General features: G+C 59.1%; 23 protein-coding genes and 1 pseudogene. 19 read left to right on the top strand and 5 right to left on the bottom strand.

All coding sequences use genetic code 11. The features are described from left to right. Window positions 1-163 precede the first annotated feature (163 nt). The 4 genes from KJQ96_RS01365 (at window position 164) to KJQ96_RS01350 (ending at window position 3,891) form a co-directional block, all read left to right on the top strand. Window positions 164-1,426 (top strand): CaiB/BaiF CoA-transferase family protein, encoded by a 1,263-nt coding sequence (locus KJQ96_RS01365; RefSeq protein WP_213284906.1) that lies wholly within the window; start codon window positions 164-166, stop codon window positions 1,424-1,426. A gap of 139 nt (window positions 1,427-1,565) precedes the next feature. After that, window positions 1,566-2,699, top strand: a complete 1,134-nt coding sequence (locus KJQ96_RS01360; protein ID WP_213284905.1) for an alpha-hydroxy acid oxidase — start codon at window positions 1,566-1,568, stop codon at window positions 2,697-2,699. A gap of 158 nt (window positions 2,700-2,857) precedes the next feature. Continuing rightward, on the top strand, window positions 2,858-3,064 hold the full coding sequence (locus KJQ96_RS01355) for a hypothetical protein (protein WP_213284904.1): 207 nt from the start codon (window positions 2,858-2,860) through the stop codon (window positions 3,062-3,064). Window positions 3,065-3,537: 473 nt separating this feature from the next. Continuing rightward, the gene (locus KJQ96_RS01350) at window positions 3,538-3,891 is read left to right on the top strand and encodes a phasin (RefSeq protein WP_028347305.1); all 354 of its coding nucleotides are present in this window, start codon (window positions 3,538-3,540) and stop codon (window positions 3,889-3,891) included. Window positions 3,892-3,898: 7 nt separating this feature from the next. On the opposite strand, the gene KJQ96_RS01345 is transcribed toward KJQ96_RS01350, so the two are convergent. The 4 genes from KJQ96_RS01345 to KJQ96_RS01330 all read right to left on the bottom strand — a co-directional run bounded on the left by KJQ96_RS01345 (window position 3,899) and on the right by KJQ96_RS01330 (window position 6,069). Further along, window positions 3,899-4,120 carry a hypothetical protein gene (locus KJQ96_RS01345; RefSeq protein ID WP_249733583.1) on the bottom strand — a complete coding sequence of 74 codons (222 nt, stop codon included), beginning with the start codon at window positions 4,118-4,120 and terminating at the stop codon, window positions 3,899-3,901. A gap of 176 nt (window positions 4,121-4,296) precedes the next feature. Further along, window positions 4,297-4,779, bottom strand: a complete 483-nt coding sequence (locus KJQ96_RS01340; RefSeq protein ID WP_213284902.1) for a hypothetical protein — start codon at window positions 4,777-4,779, stop codon at window positions 4,297-4,299. Between the two features lie 97 nt (window positions 4,780-4,876). Further along, window positions 4,877-5,080: a hypothetical protein gene (locus KJQ96_RS01335; RefSeq protein ID WP_213284901.1), complete on the bottom strand. Its 204-nt coding sequence runs from the start codon at window positions 5,078-5,080 to the stop codon at window positions 4,877-4,879. A 683-nt stretch (window positions 5,081-5,763) separates the two neighbouring features. Beyond that, entirely contained in the window at window positions 5,764-6,069 is a 306-nt protein-coding gene (locus KJQ96_RS01330; protein ID WP_213284900.1) for a hypothetical protein, read from the bottom strand. Between the two features lie 92 nt (window positions 6,070-6,161). Here KJQ96_RS01330 and KJQ96_RS01325 point away from each other — a divergent pair, with 92 nt between their 5' ends. The 9 genes and pseudogenes from KJQ96_RS01325 (at window position 6,162) to KJQ96_RS01285 (ending at window position 11,308) form a co-directional block, all read left to right on the top strand. After that, window positions 6,162-6,320 (top strand): hypothetical protein, encoded by a 159-nt coding sequence (locus KJQ96_RS01325; protein WP_213284899.1) that lies wholly within the window; start codon window positions 6,162-6,164, stop codon window positions 6,318-6,320. Beyond that, entirely contained in the window at window positions 6,321-6,581 is a 261-nt protein-coding gene (locus KJQ96_RS01320; protein ID WP_213284898.1) for a hypothetical protein, read from the top strand. A 214-nt stretch (window positions 6,582-6,795) separates the two neighbouring features. After that, window positions 6,796-7,110 (top strand): annotated as a pseudogene (locus tag KJQ96_RS41705) (phage terminase large subunit); the annotation flags it as partial. Window positions 7,111-7,458: 348 nt separating this feature from the next. After that, complete coding sequence (locus KJQ96_RS01310) at window positions 7,459-7,908, top strand: hypothetical protein (protein ID WP_213284897.1); 450 nt, start codon at window positions 7,459-7,461, stop codon at window positions 7,906-7,908. A 622-nt stretch (window positions 7,909-8,530) separates the two neighbouring features. Continuing rightward, window positions 8,531-8,731, top strand: a complete 201-nt coding sequence (locus KJQ96_RS01305; protein ID WP_213284896.1) for a hypothetical protein — start codon at window positions 8,531-8,533, stop codon at window positions 8,729-8,731. 533 nt (window positions 8,732-9,264) lie between these two features. Then, entirely contained in the window at window positions 9,265-9,591 is a 327-nt protein-coding gene (locus KJQ96_RS01300) for a hypothetical protein (RefSeq protein WP_249733579.1), read from the top strand. 8 nt (window positions 9,592-9,599) lie between these two features. Then, window positions 9,600-10,103 carry a hypothetical protein gene (locus tag KJQ96_RS01295; RefSeq protein WP_213284895.1) on the top strand — a complete coding sequence of 168 codons (504 nt, stop codon included), beginning with the start codon at window positions 9,600-9,602 and terminating at the stop codon, window positions 10,101-10,103. Next, window positions 10,075-10,275 carry a hypothetical protein gene (locus KJQ96_RS01290; RefSeq protein ID WP_213284894.1) on the top strand — a complete coding sequence of 67 codons (201 nt, stop codon included), beginning with the start codon at window positions 10,075-10,077 and terminating at the stop codon, window positions 10,273-10,275. The genes KJQ96_RS01295 and KJQ96_RS01290 overlap by 29 nt, the downstream gene beginning before the upstream one ends. A gap of 31 nt (window positions 10,276-10,306) precedes the next feature. Further along, window positions 10,307-11,308 (top strand): tail fiber protein, encoded by a 1,002-nt coding sequence (locus tag KJQ96_RS01285; RefSeq protein ID WP_213284893.1) that lies wholly within the window; start codon window positions 10,307-10,309, stop codon window positions 11,306-11,308. Here KJQ96_RS01285 and KJQ96_RS01280 read toward each other — a convergent pair. Beyond that, on the bottom strand, window positions 11,301-11,999 hold the full coding sequence (locus KJQ96_RS01280) for a class I SAM-dependent methyltransferase (RefSeq protein WP_213284892.1): 699 nt from the start codon (window positions 11,997-11,999) through the stop codon (window positions 11,301-11,303). The two genes, KJQ96_RS01285 and KJQ96_RS01280, sit on opposite strands and share 8 nt — an antisense overlap. A 480-nt stretch (window positions 12,000-12,479) precedes the next feature. On the opposite strand from KJQ96_RS01280, the gene KJQ96_RS01275 reads away from it, so the two are divergent. From KJQ96_RS01275 to KJQ96_RS01250, 6 genes are read left to right on the top strand one after another with little or no spacing between them, the layout of a single operon-like run. Continuing rightward, window positions 12,480-12,938, top strand: coding sequence for a hypothetical protein (locus KJQ96_RS01275; RefSeq protein ID WP_249733577.1), 459 nt, complete (start codon window positions 12,480-12,482; stop codon window positions 12,936-12,938). Then, window positions 12,935-13,165 carry a hypothetical protein gene (locus KJQ96_RS01270; protein ID WP_213284891.1) on the top strand — a complete coding sequence of 77 codons (231 nt, stop codon included), beginning with the start codon at window positions 12,935-12,937 and terminating at the stop codon, window positions 13,163-13,165. The genes KJQ96_RS01275 and KJQ96_RS01270 overlap by 4 nt, the downstream gene beginning before the upstream one ends. A gap of 1 nt (window position 13,166) precedes the next feature. Then, the gene (locus tag KJQ96_RS01265; RefSeq protein WP_213284890.1) at window positions 13,167-13,334 is read left to right on the top strand and encodes a hypothetical protein; all 168 of its coding nucleotides are present in this window, start codon (window positions 13,167-13,169) and stop codon (window positions 13,332-13,334) included. Then, window positions 13,325-13,708, top strand: a complete 384-nt coding sequence (locus tag KJQ96_RS01260) for a hypothetical protein (RefSeq protein WP_213284889.1) — start codon at window positions 13,325-13,327, stop codon at window positions 13,706-13,708. The genes KJQ96_RS01265 and KJQ96_RS01260 overlap by 10 nt, the downstream gene beginning before the upstream one ends. 5 nt (window positions 13,709-13,713) lie before the next feature. Further along, window positions 13,714-14,007 (top strand): hypothetical protein, encoded by a 294-nt coding sequence (locus tag KJQ96_RS01255; RefSeq protein ID WP_057844588.1) that lies wholly within the window; start codon window positions 13,714-13,716, stop codon window positions 14,005-14,007. Between the two features lie 47 nt (window positions 14,008-14,054). Then, window positions 14,055-14,483, top strand: a complete 429-nt coding sequence (locus tag KJQ96_RS01250; RefSeq protein ID WP_213284888.1) for a GNAT family N-acetyltransferase — start codon at window positions 14,055-14,057, stop codon at window positions 14,481-14,483. The last annotated feature ends 103 nt before the right edge of the window (window positions 14,484-14,586 follow it).

Below are 14,586 nucleotides of genomic sequence, written 5' to 3'. Positions count from 1 at the left end.
TGCACGTCTGTCTTTCGCTCTGAGAGCTATGTCAGCGGCAGGTCCCGCCCTGCAAAATCGGGGTTTGGCGTTGTCCGTCTGGTTCCGGTAAGAAAGTCTTGAAATTGCTGTCGCGGCGACGTTTTCGTTTCGCCAGGCAGAATAACAAGAGGAAATGCCGGAAATGACTGCCAGGCCGCAATTGCCGGAGCGAACGCCGCGCGCAAAGGGCGAACCGACTGCACTGGATGGTCTGCTGGTCGTCGACTTCACCAGGGTCGTTGCCGGTCCGGCCTGCACGCAAACGCTGGCCGATTTCGGCGCCGAAGTGATCAAGATCGAAAATCCGGACGGCGGCGACGATACTCGGCACTATGAACACGCGGAAATCGGCGGCGAGAGCGCAGCCTTCCTCAGCCTCAATCGCAACAAGCGTGGCATCACGCTCGATTTCAACAATCCTGCGGCACTCGAAGTTGCGCGCGAATTGATCGCGAAAGCCGATGTCGTGGTGGAGAACTTTTCCGGCGGCGTGATGAAGAAGTTCGGTCTCGACTATGCTTCCGTCGCGCCGACCAATCCGAGACTGATCTATTGCTCGATCTCGGCCTATGGCCGCAAGGGTGAGTTCGCATTGCGTCCGGGCTTCGATCCGATCACGCAGGCCGAGAGCGGCTTCATGTCGCTAAACGGTTTTCCAGATGGCGAGCCGGTGCGAACCGGTCCGCCAATCGTCGACATGGCGACGGGCATGTCAGCATGCAACGCAATCCTGCTGGCGTTGATCGCCCGCGACAGGCTCGGCCGCGGCCAGCAGGTCGAGATCGCGCTGATTGACACCGCCGTGTCCATGACCGGTTTCTATGGCATGGCCTATCTCATCAGTGGCGCGAACCCGGGCCGTTTCGGAAATTCGCCGAACGGCTCGCCCACCGTCGGCGTCTATCAGGCATCCGATGGACCGCTTTACATGGCCTGCGCCAATGACCGGCTCTACCGCCGGCTTGTGGTGGATGTGCTTGAACGGCCGGATCTCGTCACGGATCCCGAGTTCGCCCACAGGAGAAACCGAACTGCCAACAGAGAAAAGTTGCGTGCCATCATCGCCGGTGTCTTTGCGACCGACAGTCTTGAGAACTGGATGGCGAAGATGAAGAAGGCCAACATACCGGTTGGCTATCTGCGCACGGTAGAGCAAGGATTCAACGCGCCGGAAGTGCGCGACCGCCATCGCCTTAGCCGGATCCCGCATCCGACCGCGGGCGCCGTCCCCAATATTGAAACGCCGCTGCAGATGAGCTTGACGCCAGCCGTCGATCCCGTGGCGGCACCGCTGCTGGGTGAGCATACCAGGGAGGTGCTCCAAAAGACGCTCGGATACGATGAGCGGCGTATTGCGGCTCTGACCGAGGCCGGGGCCTTCGGGAAAACGGGTAACGCGGCTTGAGCGAAGCTGATCTTCGTATCCCGATGTATCTCGCAAACGAATGACATCCCTGCGTTTGCACCACGCCTAACCCATTCAAAGCGGTAGCTTTTTCCGTTCTTCTGCGGCTAAGGTGCCGCCAAAGCGGGAGAGAAATATCATGGACGACGGGGCCCCCATACGGTCGGCGAGAAATGTCGAGCTCGGCGCCAGCGGCGAAGAATTCCAGAATCTCCACGAATTCATTCGGAAGGCACGCGCCCGACTCAACCAGAACGCATGGGACTATATCGTCGGGGCCTCCGAAACGGAGACCACGATGCGTCGCAACCGCATGGCGCTCGACGAGATTGCATTCCGGCCTCGGGTATTGCGCAATGTCGTGGAAGTCGACCCCTCGACCGAAGTTTTCGGCCGCCGCCTGCGTTTGCCTGTCATGATTGCGCCGGTCGGTGCGTTGGAGATTTTCGATCCCAGTTCAGGCGCAGCGGTCGCGCGCGGAGCAGGGCAGTTCGGCGCTGCTCACATGTTGAGTTCGGTGTCCGAGCCGGGGCTGGAGGCGACGGCCAAAGCCGCACCCGGCGCATTGCGCATCTATCAGCTCTATGTCCGCGGCGACGACGCCTTTGTCGAAGACGTTGTCAGCCGCTCTATCGAGAACGGTTATGCCGCCTTTTGCCTGACGGTCGACACCGCGCATTATAGCCGGCGCGAGCGCGATATCGCCAAGCGGTATGTCCGCGAAAGCCATATCCGGGCAACCGGCGGCGACTTCCAGAAAGGGCTGGAATGGCGCACGGTGAAGCTGATCAAGGACAAGTACAAAATTCCACTGGTGATCAAGGGCATCGCCACCGCGGAAGACGCGGCCATCGCGCTCGATCACGGCGTGGACTGGATCTATGTGTCGAACCATGGCGGCCGCCAGCTAGACCACGGACGCGGCGCGATGCACGTCTTGCCGGAAATCGTTGACGCGGTTGCCGGGCGCGCCAGGATCATGGTTGACGGGTCGTTCTGCCGCGGCACCGACATCGTAAAGGCGATTGCCTCTGGCGCCGATCTGGTCGGCATCGGCCGTCTGCAATGCTGGGCACTTGCGGCCGCGGGCGAGGCTGGCATCGTGCGGATGCTTGAATTGCTGGAAGACGAAGTGATCCGCTGCCTCGGGCTGCTCGGCGTCACCCGGTTGGGCGAACTCGACAAATCCTATCTGCATGCAGCTACGGCGACCAATCCACCCAGTGTATTCAGCGCCTTTCCCTTGCTGGATATCGAACCCTATCGCTATTGAGGAGCCGAAAGCTGCGGCCGGTCCGGAACGAGGATACCTCTGGTCGGCGCTGTCTTCGCAGCGTCGGGAACCTGACGTCGATTGCCGCATTATCAGGCGCGTCAGGGGACGCCGCAGCCAAGACAGATCTGGTTTAATTGTCCAATAAGTGGAAGCGAATGGCAGAAAATCCTTTCGCTGAATTCAGCCTCGAGAAGGCTATCGATCTCCGCTGGACGTTGCGGGACATTCAGGCTCGCCGACTGAAACTGTCGCCGGTCAGCGACGAAGACTTGAGAACATTGACGGGTCTCGGCCTAGTCGAAGTGCGCGACGAGGGGATCGTGCTGACGCAGGCGGGAATCGCCGTTCTGAACGGCTCGTAATCAGCGCGCCTTCAGGAAGCTCTCGCCGGAGTCGCAAGGCGTGCAGCGGTAGGTCAGCACGTCGTAATTCTGGTCGCGTGGCTCGACCGTGGCGAGCCGCATCTGTGCGCCGCATTTCATGCATGGCATTGCTATGCTGGTTTGAAAGCGCGTGCAGGTTGGCGTCGGTCGCAATGTTTGCAGCATCTTATCTCCATGTCCCAACAGAGACCTAAAACCAGAGACGCAACGCCACCGACAGCCGATCCCTAAAGCCCGAATCACTATGCCACACTGTTGCCACCATTGGAATCGGGCACCGCACCCGTACGGCTACGGGCCGCGAGGAAAGGAAATCATTCCTTGGAGTTCTCTTTGAAATTGAACCGGCCGCATCCCTGCGGCCGAGGTCTATCTCGGAGCTCGGTCCAATACGGCGCAGACGCAGCCGGGAATTGTGCTAACCTGCCAATGTCGACATTGGAGAAGCGACCATGACTGAACCGAAACTCGAAGTCCCGGCCGAGCTGCGCGAGTTGGCCGAGAGAACCATCGATCAGGCAGAAAAGGCGTTCGGCATGTTCTTCGATGCCGCCGGAAAGTCCATGACGTCGATGCCGGGTGCGGGTACGGAAATTTCCAAGCAGGCGCTGTCGTTTACCGAACAGAATATGAAGGCTGCGTTCGAGCATGCCCGCAAGCTGGTCCATGCGACCGATCTCCAGGAAGCGATGCAGATCCAGTCTGAATTCTTGCGCAGCCAGTTCACCAACGCCGGTGAACATATGCGACAAATAACCGGCGGCGTCGTGTCCGCCGCAAAGGATTCGACGAAGGGCAAGTTCTGAGGGCCTGCTAGCGGCGACGTCCGATCGCGACACCGAACAAAAAGGCGACGAACAGACTGGCCAGCGGCGCTTCGCGAGCGATTGCGCTGATGGTCGAGAGCGGCATTCCTGGTTTCCGCGCTGCCGTAATTGCATCGCTGAGACGGCCCGCCGCCGCCTGCAGCGCGGCGGACACTTCTGTCAGCGTGCGTGACACATCGGTCGCGGTATCAATGGCGCGTTCCGCCATACCAGGCTGGGATGGTCCTGAGGTTTCATTCACGATTTGCAACTCACTGGATCGCCTTGGCATTCGCCTAGCGACGGCTCACGTTCCCACAATGCGTGGCCAATACATTCGTTCCAATAGGTCGATCTCCTGAGCAGATCGATGGGAACTTTCGCCATCGCCCGGATTTGATCTGGTCAGAGGAAAGCAACGCGGATTTTCCGATGGCGAATGAATGGACCGAAGATCAATTGATCAGAAGCGGTGGCGCGCCATTGAAGGTTGCGATTGGGGTCGCCATTCTCGGCGTGCTCGGCATATTGATCGTTGACCATGGGCCGTGGAACAAGCCGAAAGTACAGCACCCAGTGACCGCCAATTACAGTACGACCGGCGAAGCTGCACGGGCAGCCGGTGCGCAGGTCATGCCAACTGAACCGAAGCTTGACGTGGAGCCAGAACCGCCCGTACCAAAGCCGGTTCACCCGGCTAATCGGGCGGCGCAATAAAGCGTGAGTCGCGGGTGCACCATCCACGGCCAACGATTTCGTTTCTATATCGCTGCGTTCGATTTGACGCTGGTTCGGTACTTGACGTGTCGGGCAAATCAGGTGCACGATGACATCATCGCCGATATCGTAGAGCCCGCGCCGGAAACGGTAGCGGGCTTTTCGTTTCATCGAGTTTCAGCCAGGACGGTTTCAAACTGTCGAAGCCATTTTGTCGAATTTCCGCAGTTCGTTGACCGCTCGAAAACGATTTGACATGTCGGGCAAATCACCGGCATAACGCCATTATCGCGAAAATCGCAAAGCCCGCACGGAGAAATCCGCGGCGGGCTTTTTGTTTGGAATTTTTCGAATCGGACGGCGGCCGCACATCGACGCCGCAACTCCCAACGCCCCCCGCCTGGGCGATCGCGAGCGCGCCGCCGTCCGAACCTTTCTCATCACCACACAATTGGCCGGCATGCGCGAACATGCCGGCCCGCGGCGCGGGTTTCGTCACGCGCCGCACGCGGCCCCAACGGGATAAGGTTCGCGCCCCAAATGATCTGCGCCTGCACACCGCGATCATGCCGCAAATTTCTTCTTTTGGGAGAAGCCGATGACGGCTTATCTGTTCTCGCTTGCGCTTATCGGTTCGTTGTCATCGCCGTATCGGAGGAGTTCACTCCGTACGACGATTTGAACTCCCGATACGCACCATTTCTGGATTGCGAGGGCGATGCGTTACTGGAAGAAGTCGTGAAATCACGGTTCATTGAGCCAATTACCTATAACCCCCGATCAAAAGAATTTTTGATCGACTTCTCGAACGGCGACGTCAAAGTCCAGTTTGCCTACGATGTCAAAGAGCGAAGGTCCAGCTACCATTCTGCCAAATTTACAAGGAAGTAAGGGCGCCGATAATGCGCGTCGGTAGCTAGGCAATCTGCAGACCAATTTCTCCACATCTTTTCCCACGCGCTTGGACAGAACAGCCGGGTACTTCCAATTCAGCCGACCTCCCATAGGGTCGCTGCTCCGGCACCAATCGGCGCTTCATGCGAGATGGCGACCATTCTTCGGCTGTGACGGTAATTCTTCAATTTGTCGAAACCGTTTCGTTGAACTTTCCGCAACTTGTTGACCATTCGAAAACGGATTGACATGTCGGGCAAATCACCGGCATAACGCCATCATCGCGAAAATCGTCAAGCCCGCGCGGAGAAATCCGCCGCGGGCTTTTTGTTTGGAATTTTTTGAATCGGACGGCGGCCGCATATCGACGCCGCAACTCCCAACGCCCCCCGCCTGGGCGATCGCGAGCGCGCCGCCGTCCGAACCTTTCTCATCACCACACAATTGGCCGGCATGCGCGAACATGCCGGCCCGCGGCGCGGGTTCGTCACGCGCCTCACGCGGCCCTGACGGGATAAGGTTCGCGCCCCAAATGATCCGCGCCTGCGCACCGCGATCATGCCGCACATTTCTTCTTCTGGAGAGGAGCCGATGACCGCCTGCCTGATATCGCTCGCGCTTGTCGGCCTCATTGTCATCGCCGTATCGCAGGAGTTCTCATGGTTACCGACGTCATCCAGTCCATCCCGCGTCCCAAACGCGACGCGCAGACGGATTTTCCGACAATTGCTTTCCGCACCGCGCTTCGCGAGTCCCCCATCGGACGTTTCGATGCAACTCCAGACAAGCATGGCGGACCGGCCAGCCGAGAAGCCTAAATGGGCAAAGCAAAGGCCCTCGTTGAGATCCGATCCTTAGCGCGTAGCCATACCCGAACCGCAATCCGCGTTCTCGTCGGCATCATGCGAAGCAAGGATGCAACGCCAGCCGCCCGCGTGTCTGCCGCCAACGCCATCCTCGATCGCGGCTGGGGCAAGGCCACGCAACCGCTGGAAAACAGCGACGGTGCGCTCGAGTTGATCCACCGGATCGAGCGTGTCATTGTTCATCCAGAAAGCAGGGACAGGGAGAGTGCTTGAGGCGTCCTGTGCGTCAGCTAGCGATCTTTTGTTCCGGCAGTTCTCTGCGTTCTAGCGCCGATTCTTCGAACCACCCATCGGCGCGCAACGAAAGAGATGGACGATTCTGGCTTGCTTCGCTTCAGAACCTGAGGGCGTTTTCGGTAGTCGGCCCCTGACATCGAGATGAGGTGATGGTGAGCATGAAATCATCTAACAGGATAGGTCATTGTCATTGTCGATCCTGAAAATCCCGACAGCGAAGGTTTTTGAGCCGCTGCTAGCGCCCGCACGCTACAAGGGTGTTTACGGCGGCCGCGGCTCGGGTAAATCGCATTTCTTCGGCGAATTGCTGGTCGAGACATGCCAGGCCGAGCGTGGGACGCTTGCGGTCTGCATTCGCGAGGCCCAGCGGACGTTGGCGCAATCGAGCAAGCGGCTGATTGAGAGCAAAATTGCGTCCCTCGGCGTTGGTAGCGGCTTCAAGCTGTTCACCGACAAGATCGAAGCGCCGGGTGACGGTCTGATCATCTTCCGCGGGCTGCAAGATGACGCCGGCAAGTACCGTCTGATGATGAAGGCACGGGATGCCGCCGCCGCAAGACCGCTGCCCCAGGTCGTGCGGCCCGGCACATCGCGTACACCTTCTGAACGGCAGCAGGCGGATCTGCGCACGCTGAGCGCCAAACTCTTAAGCTCCGGCGATATCAAGGATGCGGTGGCGCTCTACCACGCGCGGAAATCCGGCAGACGCTGAGAAGTCGCGCAGGCAGAAATGGCGAGGGATCTGCACAAAAAATACTGGAGTTATGCGCGTAAAGTCAGGGCAATGTTCACGAATAATCCCACCGAGGGGCCGTAGGGTTGGTCCCTCCCGCGGATCTTTCGGACAAGAAACGTGTTGCTTGCTCTGGTGGCGTTGCTCGTCGTGCCAATGGCTGAATTTGCCTATCGTAAGAATAATCTTTGCGCGCCTGGAGATCGTCCTATTCAGTCAGAGGCTGACGCGATTAAGCAAGCAAGGATACGAATTAGTCGAGCCAACTACGTGCGCCACGAAATCTATGGATATGTTGATGTGATGCCAGAACTCGTTGCCTGGGATCAGGAGGATGGTTGTTGCGAAGTTATCAGAACCAGAAATATCTTCGGGGTCATCATCTGGAACGTTGTTGTTAGAGGAAACACAGAAGGAGAAGCGGTAGAACGGCGCGTTGACGCGGAAATGTCGCTTTCAAACTGCGGCGCTGTGTTCACCGAAGACTCGTTCATATATGCGCAACCAGTTGATGCGGATCGCTTAAGGCAACAACTGCGAATACCACCCTGGAGCCTTGGCAGAGAATAGAGCTCTGGGTAAGGCGCCAGCCTAGGCCCGCGCTTTCATTACGGACCGCATGATCGCAATTTTGGTAGGTCGTGACGAACGTCATCAGCCCGGTGAGGCGGAAAATCTCTCATTCATTTGTCGTGGTCCCGGACATTTCCAGGCGGGAAGTGCGCCGTGATCGACTGAGTCGCATATCTGATCATCTCCTGCTGCGAACAGCGAGGCTCGCAAAGTGCGATCATGCGCTTGCACCTAGCGAGTATATTGAGGCGAAACAACAAGTAGATGTGGGATGTCTGGAAACGAAGTCAAGCTGGCAAACGGTAGACGTCGGACGGCGCAGCAGTTTGTAGATCATTATCTGAGCGCGAAATTGGCGGAACGCCGACGCCTGTTGGTGATGCACCTGCACCGATTCCTGTCGACATGCCGTGGTATATGGCCGATGGGCCAGGCAGGTTTTACCACCCGGGAATGTTCCTGATTGTGAATCAAATTATCAATAACAGAACCCTCGCACCAGGCACGTACGACTTGTGGAAGCTGGCACCGAAGAACAAGGAGGACCCTGCTGTAAAGGCCACGATAATCAAACTACGCCACGGAACCATTTTCTGCAGATTACAAAACGCGGGCACTAGTGTTTGGAAATGAAAGCGCCAGAATTTCCGGCCAAGTGGTCGTCAACCAGGATGGCTCTAAGACATTCAAGGGTGTTGAGATCAAGCCGCTCGATAGCAATTTCGACTTCGAGCGCAATACTCGCAACTATCTTCTTGAAGCAGCACGTGAAGCGGCGAGGCGATACTATGATCCGAGAAATCAGGGGGATAATGTTTGAAATCCCGTATCGTGGACTGGGGCGGCTCGATGATGATCCGGTTCCTGATGCCGGAATCGGGCGGGTCTACCAACCCTTTACGGGGTCACAATTGAAGGCGGCTTTGCGCAATCCCGGTAGCACGCCGGGATTGTTGCCAAGCTTTACCGCTGCTCCGCCTCTGGCCATCAATGAACATCTTCAGTATCTCGACCGAGCGAGTGTCAACCAAGCGCAGGCAGCCCCTCCCGCTGCTGGATCCACTGCCAGGTTCGTTTCTTCTACCCATCGAAATTCGCTTCCCAGCGATGTTGGCAACTGGATAGCTTCGATGGCAGGCGTCGATCCCACGAACCCGACACAGCCGCGACAGAGTGCGGTTGGAGCCTCGGGCGGTAATCCGACGACGCCGCAAAGGCTACTGCCACCGTGGGTTTTCTTCGGTTCGCCGTAGGCGCGTCGGCCACTTCCATTCCCCGTTAAGTGCTTCACGACGTGCGTGAGCGCGGCCCGCTGTCCGCGCCGGTTCTGCGCGCGAATCCCTCAGGTCGAAGATGCTCTTTCAAATTCGCTCGCCATTTCCGGGAATGGCAGCTTTCTCTAAAGGAAAATTTGCCGTGCAGGACAACCGCGATTTCATCGACCGTGCCGAATCCGCAGCCGAAAAGCTCCATGGTGAGCCGATAACAACTGAAGAGATCTCGAAGAACTTCGCGCTCTACGGAGTGCAGAAGCGCGCGGAAGCTCTCGAAAGGTTTGACACCGAGCTGTGTGGCGAGATCGACTCCAGTCCGCACAGTCTGCGCCGGCGCGTCCAGTTGATGGCCTTGCGCAAGAAGATGGGTACCGTTCACGAAGCGCTGCGCAAGGCCAGGCGCTAGAACGTCTGATGCGTCCTACCATCAACCCGGTGCTCGCCGCTCTGGCGCGAGCCCGGATGCAGGCCGCGCCGATGTTCGCGAAATGGTGCGAACTGCACGGCCTGTCGCCTTATCCCGCAGCGCCGGCGCACGTTGCGCGTTTTGTCATGGACTGCGCTCCGCTCGGCATCGAGCGGCTTTGGCCTGCGGTCCAGGACATATCGCGGCTGCATGTCTCGGCCGGCCTGGCAGACCCGACGCTCGGGGGCGCGGCAGCGGCGGCTATCAGCGATCTCGCCCGAATCGATCCGCCGCGCTCGTGGCCGAACGACCGCAAGCTGCGCTTCAGATCGCTGCCATATGACTTGCAGGTCTATGTGGCAGCCCACGAAGCCCAACGCGAAAAGGCGTTACGGCGGGCGCAGAACGAGGCAGCCACCGCGAGGCACAAGCTGGCGGCATACCAGAAGAGCGAGACCCGCACGAATGAGGAAAGCAAAGCCGATGAAAACGACACGCACCCCAACGCTTGAAGAGCGCATCAAACAGATCAGGGCCGAAATTGAGGAAATCATAGACGCGCACGTAGACGCCGTAGCCAAGCAAAGCCCCGGCGTTCCGTCCGGCGTGATCCGCAATCTCGTGACGGCACGGGTGCCCGCGTGCCCCTGCGCGCAATATCTCGAGCTGGACAGCAAGGCTTGACCGGTCATTTGCTGGAAACGGAGGAATTAAGATGACTCTCTATAGATGGTCGCAGACGGCGGCAAACAACGCGACTGCCGATGCTTCGATTAACTGGCAGGAAGGGCAGTCGCCCTCCAGCGTCAACGACTCGGGGCGGGCGATGATGGCGTCGGTCGCCAAACAACGCGACGATATTGCAGGCGCGATTGCCACGGGCGGGACAGCGACGTCGTACACGGTTTCGAGCTATCAGGTTTTCGACACGCTGGCGCGACTCAACGGCCAGATGATCGCGTTCACGCCGCACACTACGAACGGCGACACGGTGACGCTGAACGTTGACGGGCTCGGAGCGAGGCCTCTGCGCAGCGCACCAAATGCCGAGCTAGTTGCCGGAACGCTGGTGCAGGGCACGCCTTACACGGCGCTCTATAGCAACGCGGATGGCGCGTTCTATCTGCGGGGCTACTTTACCAGCCCATTCAACGTCCCGTTCCTGGGCGGCATGGACTATTGGGATACGGTGGCGCCGAACAGCGCGTTCATCTTTCCGGCCGGTCAGGCGATTTCACGAACCGTCTATGCGCGGGCCTTCGCGCGGTGGGGAACGACTTACGGCGTCGGCGACGGCTCGACCACGTTCAATGTTCCGGACAAGACCGGCCGCGTCTCCGCAATGAAAGAGGCTGCGGCGTCGCGGCTGACGGCAACCTATTTCGGTGGCAACTCAACCCAAATGGGGGCAGTCGGCGGTTCGGAAAGCCACCCGCTCGTTGAAGGTGAAATTCCGTCGCATCAGCATGATGTGTTTCTCAGGGACCCGGGCCACACCCACCCTTATAGCGCACCACTCGGCGGGCAAAGTTCAGGCGCTAATCCGCCCGGCACCATCGCATCCACCAGTAGCACGGGGAGCAGCACAACCGGCATCACCATCGGTTCGGTCAACGGCGTAGCGAACGACAACAAGACCGCGGCAAAGGGCGGGGGCGGCGCTCACAAGAACGTTCAGCCGACGATTATCTGCAACTACATCATCCGGATTATTTGATCCACGGATGCGGTTCGCTTCGCTTCGTGACGGCAAAGGCGAATTCGTTGCATTGCTTGGGGGCGATCCGGGCAAAGACGCGCGACAGCGGCTCGATCGCCGTCGCGATTGCGCGCAGCACGGCTTGACCGGACCGCGAAAACCGCTGAATTGGCAGTCTCATGTCGTAGTAGAATTGGACGGTCGGCGGGCGCTTCGGATCGTAGCTCGCAACTGTCTTGATGACTTCGCGTTCTGTCCAGCGATAGACGAAATTCGGCGTTCCGGTGTCGGCAACACCGCCTTTCCCGTCGACAACCGAATTAACCTCGTAATCGAGTGTCAGGCCGAGGCGTACGGCCGATCGCATCAAGAGGCTGTCGCGGCTCTCGAACGCCAGCGCGCATTTCCGCGCGACGCGGTACATTTCCAGCAAGGCGCGGTGCGGCGAATAGCAGTGATGCAGCCCGGCGTGAACCACAACGACGTCAAAGGCGCCGTCGCCGTAGGTCAGGCTCTCGGCGTCCTGGCGAAGCTCTCCCTCTCTGTCAATGCCGGTCACGGTGACGTTGCGAAAGCCTGTCTCCCGAAAGACTGTTTCATCCAGCGGCCCGCCGCAGACCACAAGGACACGATCCGCGGTCGAGATCGTGTTTTCCGCCAATAGCCTGCGCAAAACCTCAACATAAAAGCCCGTGACCGCGTCTCGCATTAAGACCCCCGTTTCGGCAGTCCGGCCTACCTATCACAACCTCGCCGGGAACAGCAATCCGGGGGAAATCACTAACCGTCTAACCGCCGCCCTTCATTGTCGGCCCGTTTTCATGGGGCGGTCTATGCGGTTGGCGGACGGAATTGCACTGGGAGGCCGCAATCCGGGGGAAACAAACCAAAGCTCCCGCCCGCCAAACAAATTCACAACCGACGCATGGTCAACCTGAGCACATGACAAATCTGATCGCTCTTACCGAATCGAACGCCAAGCGCTGGGCCGCCGCCAGGCTGACCCGCAATTTCACGACTGTTGCCCGGCGGCTGGTGGCGCCGGGTGCCAAGGCGAGATACCAGGCCGTATCCGCCAGAACCGGCGTTCCTTGGCCGGCTATTGCCGTCATCCACGAGCGCGAGTGCTCACAGGATTGGACCGGATCGCTGGCGCAGGGGCGATCCCTGGAACAGGGTTTCGGTCCATGTGCCTGCCGGCCGCGGCCCCTTCAGGTCGTGGGAAGAGGCGGCGATCGACGCGCTCGTCAACTGCGCTCCTTATGCCGCGCGCAACAAGGACTGGAGTATTGGCCGGACGCTGGCCAAGCTCGAGCAATATAACGGGCTTGGTTACGCCGCGCGAGGGAGGCCGTCGCCCTACATCTGGGCCGGCACCGACCAGTATCGATCCGGCAAGTATGTCCGTGACGGCGTCTACGATCCGGACGTCGTGGATAGCCAGCCTGGTTGCGCCGGCCTCTTGATGGCGATGATGGCGCTCGATCCCACTATCACGTTCACGGGTGCGACGATTGCGCCCGCGGCTTCCGTCAAGCCGATCCCGGCTGAAAAGCCTGCCGCGCCCTCGATTATCAATCCATCGAAAGGTTCGATCGGGGCGTTCATCGCCAACATTTTCAACGTGGTTCTCAGGAGGAAAGCATGATCAGCACATGGAACGAGGTCAAGGCATGGTTCAAGGATTCCGTGACGATCCTCTGGGCGCGTATCCAATACGTCGTCGGCATCGTTGGCGCAGGCCTCATCGCGGCCTTCTCGGGATATGACTTCACGCAGCTATCGAGCCTGGACGCCAGGTCGGCGTTCAAGATGCTGGCCTTTGCAGCGCTGGCCGGCGTGATCACCGAAGCTTGCCGCCGCCGGACGCTCTGACATGAAAATCGTGCTCGCCCTGCTGGCTTGGACGGCCGTGCTGGCCGGCGGATGGGTGCTCTGGATGGCAAGCCAGCTCTATCAGGTCCGCCCTGGCGTGCTCGGCGCTGAAGCGTTGGCGGTCGTGTTCGCGGTATGGATGACGCTGGAGACGCGCAAATGTGGATGACCATCATCAGTTTCATCGGCGGCCCCGTCATCAAGGGTCTGATCGAAGGTTACAAAGCGAAGCTTGCTGCCGGTAACACCTCGGAGAAGATCGCGAGTGAGACGGCATCTGCCGAGATCGCTGCACAGATCTCCGAAACGAACGCCATCATGCGATATCGCATGGCCGAGATCGGGCACTGGTACGAGCCCGACAAGCTGATGGGATACTTCGTCGCGGTCTATTTCGGAAAACTTTTGATCTGGGACAAGGTTCTCGGCCTTGGCACGACCGATCCGCTCGCGGGCTTTGCGGCGATCACCTCGAATCTCGTGGTGTCGTTCTATTTCGCCAAGCGAGGTTTCGAGAACGTGGCGCGGATTATCAAGCGATGACCGGGATGCAGGCGGCGGATGTCAGAGCCATCGTCATCGAGACGCTGGCCGAACAGCAAAGGATTCGTCACGACGATATCGACGCAGTGGTTCTCAAAGCCGTCGCAACGACACTGACTTCGTTTGGGATCGACGAGGACGATCGAAGAGAGCTTCGCGCTGATTTTCAGCACCTGCGGCGCTGGCGAAGAAGCGTCGAGCAGGCACAGAGCTATACCTTCAAGGCGGTCGTCACGATGATCGTAACGGGGTTCGTCGGTGCCGTGTGGCTCGGCATCAAGGCGACGCTCGGCAAATGATCGGTTGACTTGCCGCACACATAGACGAACTCGGACGCAGGTGCGACATGTATCAAATTCGTGAGGTTGACGGGAGCGAGGACGATATTGCGGACACACTTGCAGAACTTCATCAGTTGACGTTTCTTGACACCGCACCCGTTCCGCAATTCGATCAGGGGCACTGGTGGCTTGCGCTTTGCGGAACCAGGCCTGTCGCTTTCGCCGGTGTCATTTCGTCGACGCACGTTTTCAAAGCTGGCTATTTTTGCCGCGTGGGCGTGCTAGGCAAGCATTGCGGACGTCGGCTTCAGTTGCGCCTGATGCGAGCCATGGAGGCGCGCGCGCGTCTGAATGGGTGGTGTGCGATCGTATCTGACACTACGGATAATATTTCGTCAGCCAACAACTTCATTCGCGCGGGTTACCGCCTGTTCAGCCCAACGCATCCCTGGGCCTGGCCGAACACGCTTTATTGGCGCAAAGACATGAAATAGCTGCTTGGCATTTCCCTGCCTCAAAATGCCTCTACTCGCCCGGTGGCCCATCGGCCGCCGGGCTTTTTTGCGTTTTTGAGCAACCTCTTGCGGCGGATAGCCA

This window comes from Bradyrhizobium sp. sGM-13 (assembly GCF_018398875.1).
GTDB lineage: Bacteria > Pseudomonadota > Alphaproteobacteria > Rhizobiales > Xanthobacteraceae > Bradyrhizobium.
This window is presented reverse-complemented; position numbering and strand designations above follow the sequence as displayed.